Raw genomic sequence first — 21,363 nt, 5'->3', positions numbered from 1 at the left:
CTCGATGATTATCCTTAGTGGACAGTATAACAACGGTGTCCGCAATCGCTGTTTCTTATACCTCATTTCAAGATTACCGCTTTTCAAGGGGCCATCAACGCCTGCCAGCATTCCAGCACAAAGCCCCGCTCGGCTTCGAACTGATCCGAAGGCACCTCGCTGTTCAGCCGCTGCAGGGCACGCCGGTGAATGGTGGAGCGCATGGCGATGAAGATTGCCCGCAGGCGTTCAGCCAGGGCCGTATCCAGCACACCCGCCTGCCCCAGGGATTCCATCTGGCGGATGTTGTCCGTCTGGCCTGTTATGGCTGGGTATTGGTGGGCCCATGCCAGGATCAGGTACTGGACCATGAACTCAATATCAATGATCCCACCGGGGTCCTGCTTGAGATGACAGCTGTCGGGGCTGGTTGAAGCATGGGCTTCCCGCATGCGCTGGCGCATGGCCACCACTTCCTCGCGGAGGGCCTCGGGGTCGCGCTCACGGGTCAGGATGCTGTGGCGGATCCGTCCAAACCGCTCCCCGGAGGCCTGACTCCCCGCCACCCAGCGCGCCCGGACCAGCGCCTGGTGCTCCCAGGTCCAGGCATCCTGCTCCTGGTAGCTCTGGAAGGCATCCAGGGTGGAGACAAGGAGCCCGGAGTTGCCGGAGGGGCGCAGCCGCATGTCCACTTCATACAGCTGGCCAGAGGGCGTGTGCGCCTGGAGGATGTGCACCACCCGTTGCCCTAGGCGGGCGTAGAAAACCGCGTTATCGATGGACTTGTCGCCATCGGTCACATTCTGGGGATCGCTGTCGTGCACGAACACCAGGTCCAGATCCGAGGTGTAGCCAAGCTCAATGCCCCCGAACTTGCCGTAGCCAATGATGGCGAAGTCCAGCTCTATGGGGGCGCCCTGGTCATCCGTGGGCGTTCCGTAGCGTTGGGTGAGGTGATGCCAGGCCAGGGTCACCACATGTTCAAGAACGGCTTCGGCAATCCAGGTCAGGTAGTCACTGACCTTCATCAGCGGCAGCGTTCCGCGAATCTCGGAAGCCGCCACGCGCAGCACGTGGGCTTTCTTGAAGTGACGCAGGGCCTCCATCTGCTCTTCCAGATCATCCAGGGGAATGCGCAGCATCTGCTGGTTCAGGTCTGCCTGCAGCTGATCGCGGTCCGGTGGTGTGTAAAGGCTTTCGGCATTGAGCAGTTCGTCCAGCAGAAGCGGCGTCTCGGCGAGCTGGGCCGCAATCCAGGGACTCGCCGCGCACAGGCGCACCAGCTCGCGCAGCGCCCCCGGGTTTTCCGTCAGCAGCAACAGATAGGCGCTACGCCGCAGGACGGCCTCCACCAGCGGCAGCACTCGCTCCAGGGCTGCAGAAGGCGCGTCTTCTTCCGCCAGATTGGCAAGCAGGCGCGGCAGGAAGCGGTCCAGCCGGCGGCGCCCCTCGCGCTGCAACGAGGCCACAACCCGGCTCTCCCGCAGGGCGTTGAGCCGCTCCATTGATTCGGAGGCTGACTCGAAGCCGGCCTGTTCCAGCCACTGGGTTGCGGCCTGCTCGCCAAGCGTTCCCGCCCAGAGATCCTCCCAGCCGTCATGACCGGCCTCCTCACCCCCCTCTTCCTCCTCCAGCGCGATAATATCCGCAAAATGGGCGTTCACCTGTTCCCGGTGTATCCGCAGGTCTTCAGCCAGGCTTTCCCAGTCGCCATACCCCATGATCAGGGCAACCCGTGCCCGGTCGAGGTCGTCGCCTGGCAGGGTTTGGGTCTGCTGGTCGGCGATGCCCTGAAGGGCATGCTCGGCATTGCGCAACAGCACATAGGCCTGGTCCAGGTCCGTGACCACTGCCTCCGGCAGCAGCTCCATGGTTCCCAGTGCCGACAGCACCTCGCGGAGCCGGCGCGCCTGAAGGACAGGTTCGCGGCCACCCCGGATGAGCTGGAACGCCTGGACCACAAACTCAATCTCCCGGATGCCACCAGCGCCCAGCTTGATGTTGCTTTCCAGTGACCGCCGCCGAACTTCGCGCTGGATCAGCTTTTTCATCTCACGCAGCGATTCAAAGGCGGAAAAATCAATGTAGCGACGATACACGAAGGGGAGCAGAAGCTGCTGCAGATGCGTCGCATGCTCGCTGGTGCCGTTGATGACACGCCCTTTGATCAGCGCGTAGCGCTCCCATTCCCGCCCCTGGTTCTGGTAATAGGCCTCCAGGGCATCAAAGCTCATGGCCAGCGGGCCGCTCTGGCCATTGGGACGCAGCCGCATGTCCACACGGAAGACAAAGCCATCCGCCGTGGGCTGGTCCAGCGCGCGTATCACCTTCTGGCCCAGGCGGCTGAAGAAGACCTGGTTGTCGATGCTGCGCCTGGCGCCTTCTGTTTCACCACTGGCCGGATAGGCGAAAATCAGGTCAATGTCCGAGGACAGGTTGAGCTCGCCCGCGCCCAGCTTACCCATGCCAATCACCAGCAGTGGTTGGGCGGTGTAATCACCAGTCACGGGATCGTGACCCATGGGGGTTCCCCATTCACGGCAGGCCTCGGCGTAGAGCCAGGCCACAGCGCCATCGATGCAGGTATCCGCCAGCTCGGTCATGGCGCCCATGGTTTCTTCCAGGTCTGCCTCACCCAGCAGGTCCCGCCAGACAATCCGGAACATCCAGCGCCGCCGGAAGGTCCGTAGTGCCTTCTGGAGCTCTGCCTCCTCCTGAACGGCGCTACACCGGGCGCTCCAATCCGCCTGGATTTCGCCCGGGGACCAGGGCCTGGCCAGAAGGTCCGCTTCAAACACCGGCGCCATTGTGGCGGCGTGGCGACGCAGCTGCTCAAACAGAAAGTCACTGCGGGCAATGGCCTGCATGATGCCAGTACGATGAGCCTCAAAGCGCGTCCTGCAGGCTGGATCCTCCACCTCCATCAGGCTTCGCCAGCTTTCGGCGGCCTTGTCCTGAAGGGCACCTGGCAGTGCTGCCAGCTCGCCGTCCCGCAGAGGATCCATCATGGTCATTGCCTTACTGTTGGTGTCGCGTTTGGCCCCCGGGCTCAGCTCAGAAGGGCCAGTTGCAGTGGCGCCAGCCCCCGCAGGGTGATCAGCGTTTCCCGGGGGGACAGTCCCTGCTCGGCTGCGGCTTCCAGGCTGGCCGTCACCCCCTGATAGGCCTTGCTGGCGCCAGCCGCCTCTGCACGGCTGGACAGTTCCCGATGCACGTGCAGCAACGACTGCCATCCCGCCGGGTCATCCCAAAGCCAGAGGCGGCAGAGGGCATCCAGCCAGTCCCCCGGCGCCGCACCGGGCGCCAGTTCGCCCTGGGTTCCGATGCCCGCCAGGTAATAGCCCTGCTCCGCTTTGCTGATGCTGTTGAGCAACGCCGGAACGCTTTGGGTCAGTACCGTGGCCACATGGGCCAGCACGGCCGGGTCGCCTTCCACCAGTTCCAGCTCCAGCTCGCACAGTGGCTGCTCCCGCCCGCCGGCCCGGATCACGCCGTCGTCCAGGGCACATTCGATGCGTGCCCACTGGCCGTTGCCGGACCAGTCCAGCATCAGCACACGGCGCTGGAAGTCCGTATCAAACACCGGCTCCAGGTGGGCCAGTGCGGGATGCCCGGCCATGGGTGTATCGTCCAGCAGCGTCAGGTCCAGGGATGCGTCCGGTCTTGGCCATTCCCACTCCTTCCGGGCAAGGGCGGCGCCCTGGAGCTGACCCTGGGTCTTGAGCGTCTGGATGTAACCGCTACCCGTAGCACGCACGCGAAGGGCAACCCGTTCCCTATTGAGTGCCCCTTCCGGGGTGTCGTAATAGCGGTTGAGCAGTTCCAGGGGGGCGCCCTGCTCCACAGCCCCTTTGGTGCTCAGCCAGCCCCCGGCCCGATCCAGGTTGGCAGGGGTCATGCTGAGTTTGAGCTCTGTCTCGCTCATGGTTCAGAACCGGTACTGGGCGCCGACCATCAGGTCGTACTGGTGCGGGGTCTGTTCGTCCGAATACGTTTTGTACCCTTCTACGTAAATCGCCATGGATTCAGTGAGGTCATGCAGCACCTGAGCGGTGTACGCGTTGGTGGTTTCCGTGGCGGTGGTCCCGGGCGCCAGCTCGTTACGCTCGCGCTCCCAGGCGATCGAGAAACGATTGGGGCCAATGTGGTAACTGCTCAGAAGGGACGCGACGCTGGCAACATCCTTGCGGTGCTGATACTGGGCGGTCAGGAGCCAGCCCTCGCCCTGGTACGTCATCCGGGCGCCATAGGTGTTCTCATTCTCCTGACGGAGCTGCTCGGCTTGGGATGCGCCCGCCGGCACCACATCGCCGCCATCATTGGAATCCATACCCAGAGCCCATTCCCAGTGACCGGGCGTATAGCTCAGGACAGCCTGATAAGGCCGCTCTTCCTTTTCATCACCGCTCTGGACTTCCGGACTCCTGTCTTCCTTCAGCTGAACGGCGCCGTGCAGGCGGAGATCCCCCCAGGAAGGGGACGAGTATTGAACCAGTCGGGTCCGACCCGTGGTATAGGGGCCAAACAGGTGGCGCTCCGAGTTTCCGTCTTCATCACGGTATTCGCCTTCAAAGAAGTTCGCCACGTGATCCAGCTTCTGTTCGTAGATGGTGTCGTCCACGCCCCCCCAGAGGCGGCCGAAATCACCTTCCAGGCCGATGTAGGCGTATTCCATGTGCTCATCGAACATGCGCTCATCGTCGTCATCGGCGGAGGGGATCGACGCCCATTCGGCACGGAAAAAGCCTTCCGTTCCCGGCATGAGCTCGGTGGTGCCTCGCAGGCCGATCCAGGAGTTACTGTCCCGGAAGGCGGTTTCACTACCCGGTACGTTTTCCCTATCCCGGTGCTCCATCACCAGCCCCAGCTGGCCATAGATCTCGGGCAGGGTATCCAGCCTGTGGGTGAGTGCGTCCACCTCGGCGAGCGTCAGTTCGCTATCGCCACTGCGTTCCTGGGCCTGGACTCCGCCAGCCGCAACCACGGCCAGCGCCAAAACCAATCCTTTCTGCTTCATGGAACCCCCTCGTATGATCAGTGCCGGCAGAATACCACTATGCCCGGACCGACTAAAGAAATGCCCGGCTGCCCTAGACTTCCAGAAGAAAGGTTACCGGTCCGTCATTAACCAGCTGTACCTGCATGTCCGCACCAAAACGACCGGTGGCGAGATGCCCTATCCCGGGCGGGGCCACATCCACCGCCTGTTTTGCCGCCTCGACAAAGGCATTGAACCAGTGCTCACCCCGCTCGGGCGGGGCTGCGGCGGAAAAGGAGGGGCGGCTGCCCTTGCGAGTGTCCGCAACCAGTGTGAACTGGGGTACGATCAGCAGATCACTGCCACAATCGCGCAGGCTGCGGTTCATGCGCCCGTGTTCATCGGGAAAGACACGGTATTCCAGCACTCGCTCCAGCATCCGGCCCTGCTCAGAGGCACCGTCGGTTTTCTCAACCCCCAGAAACAGCAGCAGGCCGTAGCCAATCTCGCCCACGATCTCTCCATCAATGCTGACGCTGGCACTGCTGACACGCTGAATCAGACTTTTCAAAACCGCTCCTCCCTTTGATGCAGACCAAGCGCCTGATGGTGCCACTCCTCCCCTCACCGGGGAAGGATGCACCAAAAGCAGGCGCTGGCCCTAAGTGTGCCCTGTTTCGGGTTACCAGCAGCCGGGCGAACCCGCCCTGAAACGGAACAGACAGCGCCCCAAAGGCCATTAACCGTTGTTTTTATTGCCTTTTGCAGCATCAGGCACAGCACCTGCTCCAACGCAGACCAGTTGCACGGCAACGTAACCCAGAGGAATCAGCCAACGGAGGCTCCAATCATGCAAACACCCAATTTCCGTCTTGCGACCTGCCTGACTGCCAGCCTGCTCGGCGCGGGCGCCCTTGCTGGCGCGACCCAGGCCAGCGCGGCTGAGCCCAGCGTGACCGCGGGCTTTTCCGCGTCCAACATCTACCTGTGGCGGGGGACCGACCTTGGCGCAGGAGACGCTCAGGTCACGGGCAGTCTGGATGTCGCTAGCGGCATGGGCGCTTACGCGGGCGTCTGGGCATCCAGCGGCGACAGTGCCGCCGGCCAGGAGTACGACCTCTACGCTGGCTACGGCACGGACCTCACCGAGGACATCTCAGTGGATGCCAGCGTTGTGAACTACATCTACCCGGAACAGGACAGGAGCATCAGCCAGACCGGCTTCGCGGATTTCAGTGAAGCCATCGTAAGCGTCAACGCCTATGACGTGGGGCTGAGCTATTTTCACGACATCACCAGCGCCGATTACCAGTACATGACCGCAAGCTACAGCTATAACGCGTTCAGCGCGACGCTTGGCCGGCACAGCTTTGACGAGGACTCACCAAGCCCCACCTATGGCGAGGACATGACCCACCTTGATATCAGCTTCCAGTTCAATGACGAACTCTCCTTCACGGCCAGCACCCTCCTGGACGCTGACAACAGTGATGGTACCCGTCGCACCACCCTTCTGAAGGCCACCTACGCCAAATCCTTCAGCCTTTAACCCCTCCCGAACCCCGGCCGCCTGCAGGGCGGCCCGGTCTACTGAAACCCGAATTCAGGGCCGAAGCGATCACTCATCGCGTCGGTAGCATGAATCAGCGCATCCACGATGGGCGGTTCCGAGGCGGCATGACCGGCATCGCGCACCAATGAGAGCGCAGCCTCCGGCCAGGCACTGTGCAGGGTCAGGGCGTTTTCAACCGGGCAGACCATGTCGTATCGGCCATGAACAAGCCGGGCCGGCTTGTCACGCATAGACCCAATATTATCCATTATGCGGTTTTCCTCGATGAAACCGCCGTTCAGAAAATAGTGGCACTCGATGCGCGCCAGCGAGAGCGCGAGGTGCGCGTGTCCAAAACGCTCCACGGCCGCCGGGCTGGGATGCAGGGTGGCGCAACGGGCTTCCCAGATGGCCCAGGTGCGGGCGGCCTGGAGCCGCTGCAGCTCATTATCACTGTGGAGCAGGCGGTGGTAGGCCTGGACCAGGTCCTGTCTGCCGCTTTCGGGGACGAGGCTGATGAAGTCTTCCCAGTAGTCCGGAAAGATACGGCTCGCGCCGTCATGAAGGAACCAGTTGATGTCGCGTTGCCGGCAAAGGAAGATACCGCGCAGCACCAATCCCAGAACCCGTTCCGGCTGTGACTGGGTGTAGAGCAGGCTCAGCGTCGCGCCCCAGGAGCCGCCGAAAAGCAGCCACCGCTCAATACCTAGAAACGCACGGATGCGTTCCATGTCCGCCAGAAGGTGGCTGGTGGTGTTATTGATTACAGAGGCAAAGGGCGTGGAGCGGCCAGAGCCGCGCTGATCAAAGAGGATGATGCGGTAGCGTTCGGCATCAAAGAAGCGGCGGGCTGCAGGGTCACTGCCCGCCCCCGGCCCCCCGTGAACCACAAGCACGGGAATCCCCTCGGGATTCCCGGCTTCCTCCAGATATAGGCTGTGGCCATCGCCCACGTCCAGGCGATGGGTGGCATAGGGCGCGATTTCCGGGTAGAGCGTCAACATGCCCCAAGTCTAGGCGCCCGGGGCTGCTTCGGCCAACTATTATTTCTTGCTGGCGCGCTTGCGCTCCACCTCGGTCAGGTGCTTCTTGCGGATCCTCAGATGATTCGGCGTCACTTCCACAAGCTCATCGTCATCAATGAACTCCAGTGCGTTCTCGAGGGTCATCTCCATGGGCGGGGTCAGCACCAGGTTCTCGTCCGTCCCGGCAGCCCGCACGTTGGTCAGCTGCTTGCCTTTTGTGGGGTTAACGGTCAGGTCGTTCTCGCGGCTGTGAATACCAATAACCATGCCCTCGTAGACTTCAGCGCCGGGACCAACCATCAACCGGCCACGATCCTGGTGCGTGAACAGGGAGTAGGCAGTAGTGGTGCCCTTAACCATGGAGATGATGGCGCCGTTGTGACGGTGCTCGGCCATGCCACCTTTAACCGGGCCCCAGTGGTCGAACACATGGGTCAGGAGGCCGGAGCCCTGGGTCAGGGTCAGGAACTGGGAGCGGAAGCCGATCAGCCCACGCGCTGGCATGATGAAATCAATGCGCACGCGGCCACGCCCGTCGGGAACCATGTTCTGCATCTCGGCCCGACGGTTACCCATTTCTTCCATCAGCGAGCCCTGATGCTGCTCCTCGATGTCCACAACCACCTGCTCGTAAGGCTCTTCGGTGGTGCCGTTGTTATTACGCTGCACCACTTCCGGGCGGGAAACGCCCAGCTCGAAGCCTTCACGACGCATGTTCTCGATCAACACCGACAGGTGGAGCTCACCGCGCCCGGAGACGCTGAATTTCTCGGCCGCGTCACCCTGCTCCACACGCAGGGCCACGTTGTGCAGAAGCTCCTGTTCGAGGCGCTCCTTGATCTGGCGGCTGGTCACGTACTTGCCGTCGAGACCGGCGAAGGGTGAGTCATTCACCTGGAAGGTCATGCTCACCGTGGGCTCATCCACCGTCAGCGGCGTCATGGCCTCCGGTGCTTCGCGACTGCAGATCGTATCCGAGATCCGCAGGTTGTTGATGCCGGAGATGCAAACGATGTCGCCGGCGTTAGCCTCGTCCACATTCACGCGGTTGAGGCCGAGGAAGCCTTTAACTTCCAGCAGCTTGGCGTTGCGCTGCTCGCCTTCGCGGTTGACCACCGTCACCTGCTGGCCAGGCCGCATCTGGCCGCCCTTGATCCGGCCAACACCCAGAACGCCCACATAGGGGTCGTAGTCCAGGGACGACACCTGCATCTGCAGCGAGGCATCCGGATCCACGGTCGGGGCCGGCACCTGGTTGACGATCATCTTGAACAGCGACTCCATGTCATCTTCAAGCGCATCCGGATCCTCGCCGGCGATACCATTGAGCGCGGACGCATAGACAACCGGGAAGTCCAGCTGGTCTTCTGTGGCACCAAGGGCGTCGAACAGGTCAAAAACCTCGTTGATGACCCAGTCCGGGCGAGCGCCCTCGCGGTCAACCTTGTTGACAACGACAATGGGATCAAGCCCCTGGGCAAAAGCCTTCTGGGTGACGAACCGGGTCTGGGGCATCGGGCCATCCACGGCGTCGACCAGCAGCAGGACTGAATCGACCATCGACATGACGCGCTCCACCTCGCCACCGAAGTCGGCGTGGCCGGGCGTATCCACGATATTGATGCGGTATTCGCCCCAATTGATCGCGGTGTTCTTGGAGAGGATGGTGATGCCCCGCTCCTTCTCCTGGTCATCCGAGTCCATGATGCGGTCGGTATCCGTAGACTTGCGATCCAGGGTCCCGGATTGCTGCAGCAGCTGGTCGACCAGCGTGGTTTTGCCGTGGTCAACGTGTGCAATGATGGCGATGTTGCGAATGTTCTCAATCACGAAAAGGGCCTCTGAATCACTGGTATTTCGAATGAAGGGCGGTGAAAATGAGGGTCGGTTGGGGATTCATCCCGAACCAGAGGCGCGGATTGTACAGCAACTGACAGCTTTATTCCATGAGCGAAAGAGTGTCAGGCTGTCTGATTCAGGTTCCAGGTGCACCGGGGTCAATCGCACCATAAAAGGTCATTCTCAGCCACAACGCACCAAAACTGTGCATTACGGCACCCCTGAAGCGCACCATTATGAGACCAATTGCCTGTTCTGCGGCCAATAAAGGGCACCACTCGTAATTGGCAAAGCTTTTGCTTAAGGGTGATCAGGCAACTGAAACGGCCCCACTTCGGTGCGCAGGGCCAGAGCCGCGAGCACTCTGCTCTACTCAAATGAACCATAGATGGAGTTCTGACATGTCCAACAACACGATGAAGCTGATCCAGGAACACGACATCAAGTGGGTCGACCTGCGATTCACTGACAGCCGTGGCAAGGAAATGCACGTGACCATGCCCGCCAAAGAGGTGGATGATGACTTCTTCACGGATGGCGCCACCTTTGATGGCTCATCCATCAATGGCTGGAAGGGGATCAATGAATCCGACATGATCCTGATGCCCGACGACAACGCGGTCACTCTGGATCCGTTCGCGGAAGAGCCCACGCTCAACCTCACCTGCGACATCGTTGAGCCGGCCACCATGCAAGGGTATGAGCGTGACCCGCGCTCCGTGGCTCGCCGCACCGAGGACTACATGAAGTCGCTCGGCATCGCCGACGCCGCGCTGTTCGGCCCTGAACCCGAATTCTTCGTGTTCGATTCCGCCAAGTGGAAAGTGGACATGGACTCCGCCATGTACGAAATCCACTCCGAGGAAGCGGCCTGGGTTTCCGGCGAGGACTTTGACCGCAACAACACCGGTCACCGGCCCGGCGTCAAGGGCGGCTACTTCCCGGTACCGCCAGTGGACTCACTGCATGACCTGCGCGGCGCCATGTGCTCGGCACTCGAGTCCATGGGCCTGAACATTGAAGTCCACCACCACGAAGTGGGGACCGCTGGTCAGTGCGAGATTGGTGTTGCAGCCAATACGCTGACCCGCAAGGCGGACGAAGTCCAGATCCTGAAGTACGGCGTTCACAATGTGGCGCACGCCTTCGGCAAGACGGCAACCTTCATGCCCAAGCCAGTGGTGGGCGACAATGGCTCCGGCATGCACGTGAACATGTCTCTGGTGAAAGACGGCAAGAACATGTTCTCCGGCGACAGCTACGCGGGCCTGAGCGAGAGCGCCCTGTACTACATCGGCGGCATCATCAAGCACGCCAAGAGCATCAACGCCTTCACCAACGCTTCCACCAACTCCTACAAGCGTCTGGTTCCGGGCTTTGAGGCACCGGTTATGCTGGCGTACTCGGCGCGCAACCGCTCCGCCTCCATCCGGATTCCCTACACCAACAACCCCAAGGCACGCCGGGTTGAGGTGCGCTTCCCGGACCCGTCCGCCAACCCCTACCTCGCGTTCTCCGCGCTGGTGATGGCAGGCCTTGACGGCATCCAGAACAAGATCCACCCCGGTGAAGCCATGGACAAGGACCTCTACGACCTGCCGAAGGAAGAGGCACTGGAGATCCCGACCGTTGCGGAAACCTTCCAGGAAGCACTGGAAGCACTGGAAGCGGATCACGAATTCCTGACCCGTGGCGGCGTGTTCACCGAGGATATGATCCAGGGCTACATCGACCTTAAGCGTGAGGACGTGACCCGCTACAACATGACCACCCACCCGGTGGAATTCGACATGTACTACTCCGTATAAACACGGAACCAGTACCTGTTACAACCCGGCCCGGGGCAACCCGCGCCGGTTTTTTTGTTGCATTGGCCTACAGCTGGTTCAATAATCAAAGCACGACATCCACCCATTGGACCCCGGAGGCGTCTTGTCCCGATCAACCGCCCTTGTGCACACGCTGGCGCTCACACTCCTGCTGCCCCTGGGTAGCGCGGTGGCCGACGAGGTTTACCGGCACGTGGACGAAGACGGCAATGTCACCTATTCGGATGAGCCCATGAGTGACGACAGTGAAGCCATGGAACTGGAGCCCTTGCCGGAGGTGAGCCTGCCCAAGTGGGACAGGAGCCAGCGCCGCAAAAACCGTGAAGGGCAGGACAGCGAGCGCAAACAACAAGCAAGCTACCGCTCCGTGGAGATCACCCAGCCGGAGCACGACAGCGCCTTCTGGCGTGGTGGCGGACTGGTCGTGGTGCGCGTCCAGTCCCAGCCCTCACTGAAGCCCGGGCACCGCTATGCGCTGGAAGTTGATGGGGAGCGCGTCAAGCAGGGGCGCAGCCCCTCGTTCTCCGTGAAAAACATGCCGCGCGGGACTCATGAACTCGTAGCCCATGTGATCAACGCCAATGGCGAAACGGTCAGCTCCTCAGACGTCACGCGGTTCACTCTGCACCGCCCTTCCCAACAGAACTGAACCCCACTCACAGTCGCGCCTCAACCTGGCTCCCCTACTAGGCAGACGCCCAGGCTGTGCACTTATTTGGTGCGCACGGTTCCCCTGGCGCTTTATCATGGGTCATGATCGCAATACCACCTGCACCGATTCAGATCGCCGATCATAAAGCACTGATTGCAAAGGAATTCACAAGCGGAAAGAACACGCACAACCTGGTTTGATTCTTGCAGCATCTGCCCCAGGAGGGGACCTATGAGCGAACCCATGCACCAGCGCATCCTGGACAACCTGGCTACAGCGGTTCTGGTGCTCGATCACGACAAGCACACGCGCTACCTGAACCCAGCGGCCGAGATGCTGCTCCAGACCAGTAGTGACCGCATCTGCGGCCTGCCGGTCACCAGTATATTCGTGGAGCCCGATGCCGCTTTGCAGACGCTGACCGAGACGGCCGCAACCGGCCACACCTTTACCAAGCGCGAGGCGGAACTGCTGCTGCCCAGCGGCCAGCTGATCTGTGTGGACTATTCCATATCGCCATTTCCCGGTGAGGACCCGCTGCTGCTGATGGAAATCCTGCAGCGCGACCGCTTGCAGCGGATCAGCCGAGAGGAAGAGCTCCTGACCCAGCAGGAAACCACGCGCACCCTGGTCCGGGGCATGGCCCATGAGATCAAGAACCCGCTGGGGGGAATACGGGGAGCGGCCCAGTTGCTCGAGCGTGAACTGGAGGATGCCGACCTGCGTGATTTCACCCGGGTCATTATGGAGGAGGCGGACCGGCTGCGCACTCTCGTGGACCGCATGCTCGGCCCCAACCGCGCCATTGAGACGGCCGCCACCAACATCCACGACGTGGTGGAACACGTGCGCACGCTGCTCGAGGCCGAAGGCGGCAGTCACGTCACGCTCGTGCGCGACTACGACCCCAGCATCCCGGAGTTCATGGGCGACCGGGAGCAGCTGATCCAGGCCATCCTGAACATTGCCCGCAACGCGCTGGATGTACTCTCCAAGCATCCCCCCGAGGACGACGAGCCCAGGATCACCATGCGCACCCGGGCACTGCGCCAGTTCACCATCGGCCACAAGCGCCACCGGCTCGTCTGCCGTGTGGACATCATCGACAACGGCCCCGGCATTCCGCGCGATCTGCAGCCCAACATTTTCTACCCCATGATCAGCGGCCGCCCTGACGGTACCGGCCTGGGCCTGGCCATTACACAGAGCATCGTGGGGCAGCATCAGGGCCTGGTGGAATGTGAGAGCCAGCCCGGCTGTACCCGGTTCATCATCTTTCTGCCCTTGGAGGCCTCCGAATGAGTGCCACTGTCTGGATCATCGACGACGACCGCAGCATCCGCTGGGTTCTCGAGCGTGCCCTGAGCCGCGCCGGCACGGAAACGGTCAGCTTTGAAAGCGGGGAGGGCATACTGGAGCGACTGGAGCAGGAGCAACCCGACGCCATCATCAGCGACATCCGGATGCCGGGCATGGATGGCATCACGCTGCTGCGCGCCATCAGCGAGCAGTTCCCGATGGTACCCGTGATCATCATGACGGCCCATTCGGACCTGGACAGCGCCGTGTCGTCCTACCAGACCGGCGCCTTTGAATACCTGCCCAAGCCCTTTGACGTGGATGAAGCGCTCTCGCTGGTCCAGCGCGCCGTGGATCATGGCCGCGAGCAGCGTTCAAGCGCCAGAGAGCGCGATGCCGAGGCCGCGGGTGAGAACGCCGAGATCATCGGCGAGGCGCCCGCCATGCAGGAAGTTTTCCGGGCCATTGGACGCCTCTCGCACTCCAATATCACGGTACTCATCAATGGCGAGAGTGGTACCGGCAAGGAACTGGTCGCTCGCGCCCTGCACAACCACAGCCCACGCTCCAGCGGGCCCTTTGTGGCCCTGAACATGGCGGCCATCCCCAAGGACCTGATCGAATCCGAACTCTTCGGGCATGAGAAAGGGGCCTTCACCGGCGCCAATGCCGGGCGCCAGGGTCGCTTCGAGCAAGCCAACGGCGGCACGCTCTTCCTGGATGAGATTGGCGATATGCCGGCGGATACCCAGACCCGCCTGCTGCGCGTGCTGGCGGACGGCGAATTCTACCGCGTGGGCGGCGCCACGCCGGTGAAAGTGGACGTACGCATCATCGCTGCCACCCACCAGGATCTGGAGGAACGGGTGCGCGAGTCCAGCTTCCGGGAAGACCTGTTCCACCGGCTCAACGTCATCCGCATCCATCTGCCCACACTCAGTGAGCGGCGCGAGGACATCCCGCTACTGATGCGCCACTTCCTGAAAAAGGCCGCCCACGAGCTGAACGTGGAGCCCAAGATCCTCAAGGAGGACACCGAAACCTACCTCAGCACTCTGCCCTGGCCGGGTAATGTGCGCCAGCTGGAGAATGTGTGCCGCTGGCTCACGGTAATGGCCTCCGGGCGGGAGATCCATGTCAGCGACCTGCCCCGGGAGCTCCTGGAACAGGAAGAAGCGGGCGGCACCTCCGGCAGCTGGCAGGAGCAGCTCCGCGACTGGGCCGACCGTGCGCTCAAGCAGGGCAAGCACCCGATTCTGGACACGGCACTGCCTGAGTTCGAGCGCATCATGATCGAAGCCGCCCTCAAGCACACCGGGGGCCGCCGGCGGGATGCCGCGGGACTACTCGGTTGGGGACGGAATACGCTGACGCGCAAGATCAAGGAGCTGGGGATGGAGAACGAGGCGGAGCAGGAGGATTAACCCCTACTCTACCTCCCGCCAGTAGATGATACGGTCATGGCCGCGGTAGACACCGAAGGTGGCCAAGCCGGAGGGATTCACTAGCGTCCCTTCGTTGTCGAAGTCATCCTGAAGCCAGACCGGCACACTGAACGTTGCGCGTACGTCACTGGTATTGCCCTCGCCCGGGTCCTGGAGCACGAGTTTGGAGCCCGTCATGGGTTCGCCATTAAGCAATTGGTCATTCGCGGGCACCACGCTGGTGAACCCGGTTGGTGACAGGCTGACATCCGAGCCGGTCGCGTACGTCCAGCAACTGTCGTCTGTATTGCGGACAAAGGCGCTGCCGTCCCAGTACTGGACCTGCATTGGCAGGGTCAGCGGCAGGGTCTCAGGCCCATAGGCGTTCTCAACCTGAAGACGCCCGTAGCGCAGAGCGAAGGGGGCTCGCGGCGTCCACTCCAGTGGCATGTCGGCGGCAGTCACGCCATCGCTGTCGGCCACGGAGGTCACGCTCAACGGCAGCTGCGGATTGAAGGGTTTCACACGGCTTTCCACCGTCTTCTGGTATTTGATGGCGTCCTCTTCAGTACCGTCACTGGTGACGTTGTCGAAGCCGTACTCCACCCGGCCATCGCTCGCGGTCAGGAAGTTTTCCTCGTTCCGCTGCCCAAGGTCCACCGCTACCGGGTAGGGATCGCCGTCGGCATCCAGAGCACCGTCATCAGTCGTCGGCGTGGTCCGTGCCACGTCTTCGTTTGTCGGTTCCAGCTTCAGGAAACCGCCCTCGGTGTAATTCCGCGTCACGTTGCCCGCAGCGTTAAGGGCGGTGATCTCAACCACCGGCGCCACCGCCCAGTTCAGCGTCTGACCACTGTAAGCGAAAGCGGCCCCCTGGCTGCAATAATCCGCGATTTCGCCGCGTTCAATGACCTGGGTGCTGAAACGGTCCGGATAGACCCGGCCCGACGGCGCACTGCTTCCACCCGGTACCGTCGCTCCAAAATAGGCGCCGGTTGGCGGCGCCGCGCTGATTGTGAACACCCCCACCTCGGAGAGCGCTTGATCGGTCACCGTCTGCTGCGCATCGCTGCTGCGCCCGTGGTCGTAGTCCGTTACGGAAAGCTGGCCTTCCTGGCCATCAGTGGGCGCGACCAGGTCATGGGACAGCTCGATCCCATCGAGTGCAAAATTGGGCGTCGTTGGGTTGCCACTGCAGAGGTTGTCGTTTCCACCGCTCTCCCACCCAACAGCGGTAACGTTCATCGCGAAGCTTTCCCCGGCGACCCGGGCGGCTGGACAGGTGCTATTCCCCTGTTCACACTCGAACCCTGTCTCAACGCAAAGCCCCTGGGGCACACTGACCCAGCCCGCGTCCCCCGGCATCACAAGACCTTCGTCATTATTGTCCGTGGTGCCCTGATAAAGGGCATTCAGATTCATCCGGCCGGCGTCACGGTACCGGACGTTAAGGGAAGCGGTACCGGTATCATCAAAGCTCAACTCAAAGACGTCGGCATCAGATTCGGACTGACCAATTTCATTACCGTTCACATGGACCGGCCTGCTCGCCGGCCGGCCATCCGGTCCGGGGTCGACATACTGCGACCAGAACGACACATCCCGCTGTACATTCGAAAAGGCGGGTACACAGGCATTGGTCTCGTTGTCACGCTCAACAGCCTGGATCGAAATCGGCCCCGACGGCCGGTTAGCGGTCTGGTCCGGAATGCTCATCGCCAGGCCCGATTCCCGAAAGGTCACCTGGCACTGATCCGCGGCCAGTGGTCCACCGCCGGCACGACAGAGGTTGTCCGTAAGGGGGCGCTTGGTCGGGCTGGAGCTCGCAACATCAATGGTTACGTCGTCAGCCGCGGTGCGACGCAGCGGACGTGTGGTGCTTCCACCGTTGATCGTGAATGTATCACCGCCGACCCATCCTGAAGGGGTCATCGTGACGTCCACGGGATCCGTGAACAGCTCACTGCAGTCACTGTTGGCACAGGCGCGGATATCGACCTCCAGTGGTGTACAGGTCAGGGCCACCGCATCAAAAGTCATCTCGAAATGATCGACCTGCTCTCCCACGTCGTTCAGTTCGCGGGCACAGAGCTCGACATTGCCGAGCTCATGGATATTTGTGCTGCCGCCCGTGGAACCGGTCAACGAGAGCAGGAGGTTCTCGGGAACAGGCGCCTGGCCGGTCCCCTGGTCAAGCACATCAAGGGGGCCCACCAGGGTGTTGTAGCCGTTGTCTGTATCCCGTTCGATCGTCACCATCGCCTCGCTGGTATCCAGAGAATCAATGGTGATGCGGTATCGATGCGGTGAAGTAGAGCCAGTAGCATCTACGCCCGGCGACAACTCATCCGTCCCCCCAAGGTACTCGTAACCCTGCGGACCACTGGCGGACCCCCGGAGGGCCACAGCGTTCTCGGTGAACCCAACACCGCCGTTACGCCCTTCGGTCGGGTTGGAGTAATTCCCGAATTCGTCCAGGCCGATCCCCATCCATCCGCCGGCAAAGCCATCACTGCCCGACCCACCAGTGCTGTTGGCATAACCGAGGGATCCGCCGTAACCACCCGGGCTCGGTGATACCGAGGCGTCTGAAAGGACCACCGCCAGCCCATCCGCACCCGAGCCGCCGTAGGCGTAGTAATCAAAGGTGAGACGGACCAGGTTGTCTGCACCCGGTATCTCGCGCTGGATGGTCGCAGCGGTGGCCTGGTTGCCCTCGGCCTCTGTCATGCGCAGTCGACCATTCACTATCCCGGGCGTGAAGTTGCCACTGGAAACTGCAGTAACCCAGTCCGGGCCGAGCTCTGAACGCCCCTGGAAATCATCATTAAGGCAGGTCAGCGGGGTTTCGGAGACCTCTACTGTGATGGTGTCACTACCCTTGACACCATCGCTGAGACAAAATAACCCCAAAAAGGTGTCATTACAGAATTCCGATTGGTACGTGATGGTATAGGTACCCTCAGACGGGAAGGAGTGTGTGCGTTCTATCGGCGAGCGATTGCATGGGCTCGCAAGCGGTTGATCCGGTGTTGGCGCACCGGCATTGGTCCAACGATCTCGCCAGTACTCGACGCCGCCTCGGCAGTTTCTGACCGTCACAGAGAGGTCCAATGTTTCATCGGGTTCAACGGTGATCGGTCCCTCAGCTTGCCCGTTCACTGACAGCACAATGTCGTCAGGCTCACTGCAGTCCGGTGCTGGGTAATTCGAGTATTGAGGAGCATCCACTGAACCGGAAATACATCCGCCGCTGTTCTGAACGCGACCATCCGCTTCCACACTCCCGCTGATCGTCCCCTGGTTATTCTGAACCTGGCCATCGGATTCAATATCCCCGATGATCTGACCCTGGTTATTCTGAACCAAACCTCCAGATTCAATGTCTCCATTGATGGTGCCCCGATTATTCTGGACCAGGCCCCCGGATTCTATGTTGCCGTTGATAGTGCCGTTATTGGTCTCAACACGGTTTTCTGCCTGGACATCCCCTGTGTGAACACTGTCCTGCACGGAGAATTGGCGGGCTCCTTCAATGTCCGCGTTCACGATACTGTTGCCCTGGATCTGTGCATTACCGCCAAGCGAGATCTGTAGATTGGCTGGATCACCTCCCTGGTTGACGGTCGTTCCGTTCTGCACCAGAAAACCGCCATTAATGATCCAATTGACGGTCCCGTTAACAATGACTGTATCGTTCTGAAGCTGAACGGGATTGCAGGAAACAGTGTTGCCGCTACTGTTACAGCCTCCCGGCAACGGGCCGCCCGGCAGGGTATAGGTCGCGGCATTAGCCGGATTCGCTATCAGAAAGAGGGTCGCCATAACTCCAAGAGCTTTGGCGACACGATGAAGCTGCCGCTTGATCCCGTTCATTCCACTCTGACCTCTATCGTGCGGCTGGCTTTTTCCGGTGATGCCCCGCACTCGCCCGTACTGGTTAATGTGGCCAGGGGCCTACCGGAACCATCGTCCACCGATACGCAGTCCACTCTGACGCTGCAGTCCGATAGCCCACCTTGGTCAAAGTCCTGCTCGTAGATATCGTCGGTGCAAGCTGCCGCTGAGACCGGGGCATCCGGGTCGTCTGGCAGCACCCGCGTCATGGCGAGCTGGGCACCGGACTCAGCCGCATAGTAGGCGCGGGTGGACAGGATATCGCGGGCCTCTGCCTCGCCCGTACTCTGCTGGAGTTGGGCAATCGTCGCCACGATCAGGGCCATGACCGTGATCAGGAAAATAGCCAGTGGCAGGCCAGCACCACGCTGGTATTGGCAGGGATCATGCTCAGGGGACATTGCGGACCTGAACCTCCTGGGAAACAGCCAGTGTCTCTTCCGAACCCCCGGACTGCAGGGCAAACTCAAACGTCACCAACCCATTGCGCTGTTGCGTGGGCGGTAAAAACGTAAAGTCCAACGATTCAGGCTGCAGTGGCATGGCAACCACTTCGCGGGTTCCATCCGTTTCGCGGGCGGCACTGCCGTTACGCCCATACCCCTGATAACGGAACAGGTAGCGGGCCTCGGCCCCGTCGCCCTGACAGTAAGTTACGGGCCCTGTAGTGAGCCATAGGCGACGCTGGGGCGAGTGTGCCGTGAACGTGTGGGAACCGGACAGCTTGACCGTTACTTTCCCGCCGCTCGCAGGATCTACATCCGACAGACGGGCCCGCGTAAGCGCCCCATCCGAATAGAGGTCTGCCGGGAACTGGTTCTCTGCATAGGGGTAAACAAAGACATACTCAGCTTCATCTGTTGCCCGGCTGAAGGGCAGTGACTGAAAGGATGAGAGCGTTTCATTCAGCTTCAGGCTGTCTTCACCATCGATGTACGCGGAGCCCGCCCACACCGGAAAGAACTCAATACACTGCCCGCCTTCTCCAGTGCGCACACTCCCCGGCAGGGCGGAGCGCAAACGCCGGCTTAACTTTTCGGAAGCAACACCCGCCGCCATGGCCAGGCGTTGTCGGTTGGCGGTGTCCTGGGCGCCCTGAGTGGAGAACTGGATGAATCGCGCCGAGATACTGGCAATAATGCCAAGTATCACGATCACCATGATCAGTTCCGTGAGCGTGAACCCGCTGACCCGGCGCATCAGAAGTTGCCCTTGTAGGCGGTGAACACCATCTCCGGTCCCTGGGGAGGCGAGACCCTGACATCGATACGCTTGGCATCCTCGCCCACGCCCACCTCCGAGGTAACGCTCACACTGACCTGGTAACCGTCATAGCCTGAGCGGAAATCCCCTGAGACCAATGCCGGAGGTTCATGCTCGATAACGTGATAATCGTCCACGACCCGGTAATTCTCGCGGTCGCTACCGCCATTCGGGCCAACGTCACAGGGCCCATCATAACACGGCGAGCCACCAGCCCCCGTATCCTGATCAAAGCGCCGAACCAGTATTTCATCTAGGTAAGCCTGGCCAATCGCCGTGGTACGGGATTGGTAGAGGGTGTCCGCGCTGCGCCCCACCACCAGGGAGTACCCCCCCAAAACACCAGCCATGGCGACACCGACGATCACGATGGTGATGACCAGCTCGATCAGGGTGACGCCGGATTGTCTGTTTGATGGGCGGGAAGAGCGGGAGTCAACCGTCAACGCAGCGCTCCGGATAAGCAAATCCCAGGGAGGAAATGCAGGCGTAATGGGACGAAGCACCGATGAACGCTATATTGACGTTCTCGCCACCACTTAGATTACCACTCGCCTCGAACGTAAACTTGCGGGTGCCATTGTTGAGTGGCGTACCATCCATGTTGAGGCTGGTGCTGTTCCTTTCAGCAGTACGAGTGCTCGAAACGCTTTTTTCGCTTTTTTCGCAGTGTTCCCTGTCTTCTCTGTCTTCTTTTCTTACAACGAAACGCCACTCGTCCTCGGACTCTTCCACAACCAAGACGATGGTTTTACACGTATTCGCAAGGGCCATCTTCTGGGCCAGCAAGGCAGAGGAAACAAGCTGGTCTCGAGCACTAACAGAGGAGTAGGCGCTGGGAGAGGCGAAGAGTCCCGCTCCCAAAGCACTCAGAACGCCGATAATCACAAGCGTGATCACCAGTTCAATGAGTGTGAACCCGAGTGCATACCGAGCCTTCAAATGGACGGCGTTAACCAACAAGTTCACCACTGACTCCGAATCCGGCCCAGAACCACTACCATCAGACTAGCAGACTGGTCGGCATTTGAATCCAGCTCATGGCCAAACCATGAGGGTCAGCTCAAAGCTGCCCTCAATTATAGTTAGGGAGTCGTACACGTGGAGTTGCTAGTATCCCAGGTCCCAACTTCTGATACGTCAGCCGGGTCATCCGAACCAGTTGAGCCATTAAATGTAAAACAAGGGCTATCAGTTTGAGGGTCTGCAATTGTCACGTTTGCGTCTGGGGAACTGAGCTCTACTTTGTAGTCGCCCAGCTGCGCCGCACCTTCCAATGAGGAAGCCGCCAAATAACCGTTTGTAAGGTCAATGCTTTGTCCCTCCAACGAAAACACATCCGTACCAGTCGTGTCTCCCTCACCAGCCGCAAGTGCCTTGGACCTCACAATGCTAGCGGCGGATTTAACGCTTCCACGTGCGCCCTCGATTGAGGCTGTTTCAGCATCCCCACTCAGATCCGCAAAGCGAGGCAGCGCAAAAGCGGACAGGATGCCGAGAATAACGATCACGATGACCAGTTCGATGAGGGTGAAACCCTGCTGTTGTCTTTGCATGCAGATTACTCCGTTCAGACTTTTCGTTCATTGGTTAGATGTTTTGGCTATCATTATGACTGATTTCACA

General features: G+C 60.8%; 17 protein-coding genes. 5 read left to right on the top strand and 12 right to left on the bottom strand.

From position 1 onward, the window contains the following. Positions 1-83: 83 nt before the first annotated feature. From glnE to dtd, 4 genes are all read right to left on the bottom strand, one after another. Positions 84-2,987 (bottom strand): bifunctional [glutamate--ammonia ligase]-adenylyl-L-tyrosine phosphorylase/[glutamate--ammonia-ligase] adenylyltransferase, encoded by a 2,904-nt coding sequence (gene glnE / locus AC1RQI_RS00405; protein WP_481903195.1) that lies wholly within the window; start codon positions 2,985-2,987, stop codon positions 84-86. Between the two features lie 41 nt (positions 2,988-3,028). Continuing rightward, positions 3,029-3,904 (bottom strand): CYTH domain-containing protein, encoded by an 876-nt coding sequence (locus AC1RQI_RS00400; protein WP_481903194.1) that lies wholly within the window; start codon positions 3,902-3,904, stop codon positions 3,029-3,031. A gap of 3 nt (positions 3,905-3,907) precedes the next feature. Next, complete coding sequence (locus AC1RQI_RS00395) at positions 3,908-4,996, bottom strand: porin (RefSeq protein WP_481903193.1); 1,089 nt, start codon at positions 4,994-4,996, stop codon at positions 3,908-3,910. A gap of 73 nt (positions 4,997-5,069) precedes the next feature. Continuing rightward, a complete protein-coding gene (gene dtd, locus AC1RQI_RS00390) occupies positions 5,070-5,528 on the bottom strand; it encodes a D-aminoacyl-tRNA deacylase (protein ID WP_481903192.1) in 459 nt (152 codons plus the stop codon). Between the two features lie 279 nt (positions 5,529-5,807). Here dtd and AC1RQI_RS00385 point away from each other — a divergent pair, with 279 nt between their 5' ends. Further along, complete coding sequence (locus AC1RQI_RS00385) at positions 5,808-6,506, top strand: TorF family putative porin (RefSeq protein WP_481903191.1); 699 nt, start codon at positions 5,808-5,810, stop codon at positions 6,504-6,506. A gap of 38 nt (positions 6,507-6,544) precedes the next feature. Here AC1RQI_RS00385 and pip read toward each other — a convergent pair whose 3' ends face one another. After that, the gene (pip, locus tag AC1RQI_RS00380; RefSeq protein ID WP_481903190.1) at positions 6,545-7,513 is read right to left on the bottom strand and encodes a prolyl aminopeptidase; all 969 of its coding nucleotides are present in this window, start codon (positions 7,511-7,513) and stop codon (positions 6,545-6,547) included. Between the two features lie 39 nt (positions 7,514-7,552). After that, positions 7,553-9,364, bottom strand: coding sequence for a translational GTPase TypA (gene typA, locus AC1RQI_RS00375; RefSeq protein ID WP_416633603.1), 1,812 nt, complete (start codon positions 9,362-9,364; stop codon positions 7,553-7,555). A 410-nt stretch (positions 9,365-9,774) separates the two neighbouring features. On the opposite strand from typA, the gene glnA reads away from it, so the two are divergent. From glnA to glnG, 4 genes are all read left to right on the top strand, one after another. Continuing rightward, a complete protein-coding gene (gene glnA / locus AC1RQI_RS00370) occupies positions 9,775-11,181 on the top strand; it encodes a type I glutamate--ammonia ligase (protein ID WP_481903189.1) in 1,407 nt (468 codons plus the stop codon). 124 nt (positions 11,182-11,305) lie between these two features. Further along, entirely contained in the window at positions 11,306-11,851 is a 546-nt protein-coding gene (locus AC1RQI_RS00365; RefSeq protein ID WP_481903188.1) for a DUF4124 domain-containing protein, read from the top strand. A gap of 234 nt (positions 11,852-12,085) precedes the next feature. After that, positions 12,086-13,156, top strand: coding sequence for a nitrogen regulation protein NR(II) (gene glnL / locus AC1RQI_RS00360; RefSeq protein ID WP_481903187.1), 1,071 nt, complete (start codon positions 12,086-12,088; stop codon positions 13,154-13,156). Next, positions 13,153-14,577: a nitrogen regulation protein NR(I) gene (gene glnG / locus AC1RQI_RS00355; protein WP_481903186.1), complete on the top strand. Its 1,425-nt coding sequence runs from the start codon at positions 13,153-13,155 to the stop codon at positions 14,575-14,577. The genes glnL and glnG overlap by 4 nt, the downstream gene beginning before the upstream one ends. Positions 14,578-14,580: 3 nt before the next feature. On the opposite strand, the gene AC1RQI_RS00350 is transcribed toward glnG, so the two are convergent. From AC1RQI_RS00350 to AC1RQI_RS00325, 6 genes are all read right to left on the bottom strand, one after another. Then, positions 14,581-18,453 carry a DUF6701 domain-containing protein gene (locus AC1RQI_RS00350; protein ID WP_481903185.1) on the bottom strand — a complete coding sequence of 1,291 codons (3,873 nt, stop codon included), beginning with the start codon at positions 18,451-18,453 and terminating at the stop codon, positions 14,581-14,583. Continuing rightward, positions 18,450-18,875, bottom strand: a complete 426-nt coding sequence (locus tag AC1RQI_RS00345) for a hypothetical protein (RefSeq protein WP_481903184.1) — start codon at positions 18,873-18,875, stop codon at positions 18,450-18,452. Before AC1RQI_RS00345 ends, AC1RQI_RS00350 begins: the two co-directional genes overlap by 4 nt. Further along, positions 18,865-19,674, bottom strand: a complete 810-nt coding sequence (locus tag AC1RQI_RS00340) for a type II secretion system protein (protein ID WP_481903183.1) — start codon at positions 19,672-19,674, stop codon at positions 18,865-18,867. Before AC1RQI_RS00340 ends, AC1RQI_RS00345 begins: the two co-directional genes overlap by 11 nt. After that, positions 19,674-20,183, bottom strand: coding sequence for a type IV pilus modification PilV family protein (locus AC1RQI_RS00335; RefSeq protein ID WP_481903182.1), 510 nt, complete (start codon positions 20,181-20,183; stop codon positions 19,674-19,676). Before AC1RQI_RS00335 ends, AC1RQI_RS00340 begins: the two co-directional genes overlap by 1 nt. Further along, on the bottom strand, positions 20,173-20,706 hold the full coding sequence (locus AC1RQI_RS00330; protein ID WP_481903181.1) for a prepilin-type N-terminal cleavage/methylation domain-containing protein: 534 nt from the start codon (positions 20,704-20,706) through the stop codon (positions 20,173-20,175). Before AC1RQI_RS00330 ends, AC1RQI_RS00335 begins: the two co-directional genes overlap by 11 nt. 116 nt (positions 20,707-20,822) lie before the next feature. Next, a complete protein-coding gene (locus AC1RQI_RS00325) occupies positions 20,823-21,293 on the bottom strand; it encodes a prepilin-type N-terminal cleavage/methylation domain-containing protein (RefSeq protein WP_481903180.1) in 471 nt (156 codons plus the stop codon). Positions 21,294-21,363: the final 70 nt, after the last annotated feature.

Source organism: Salicola sp. AFF1, assembly GCF_056783195.1.
The sequence above is the reverse complement of the archived record's forward strand: the minus strand, read 5'-3'. Positions and strand labels throughout refer to the sequence as shown.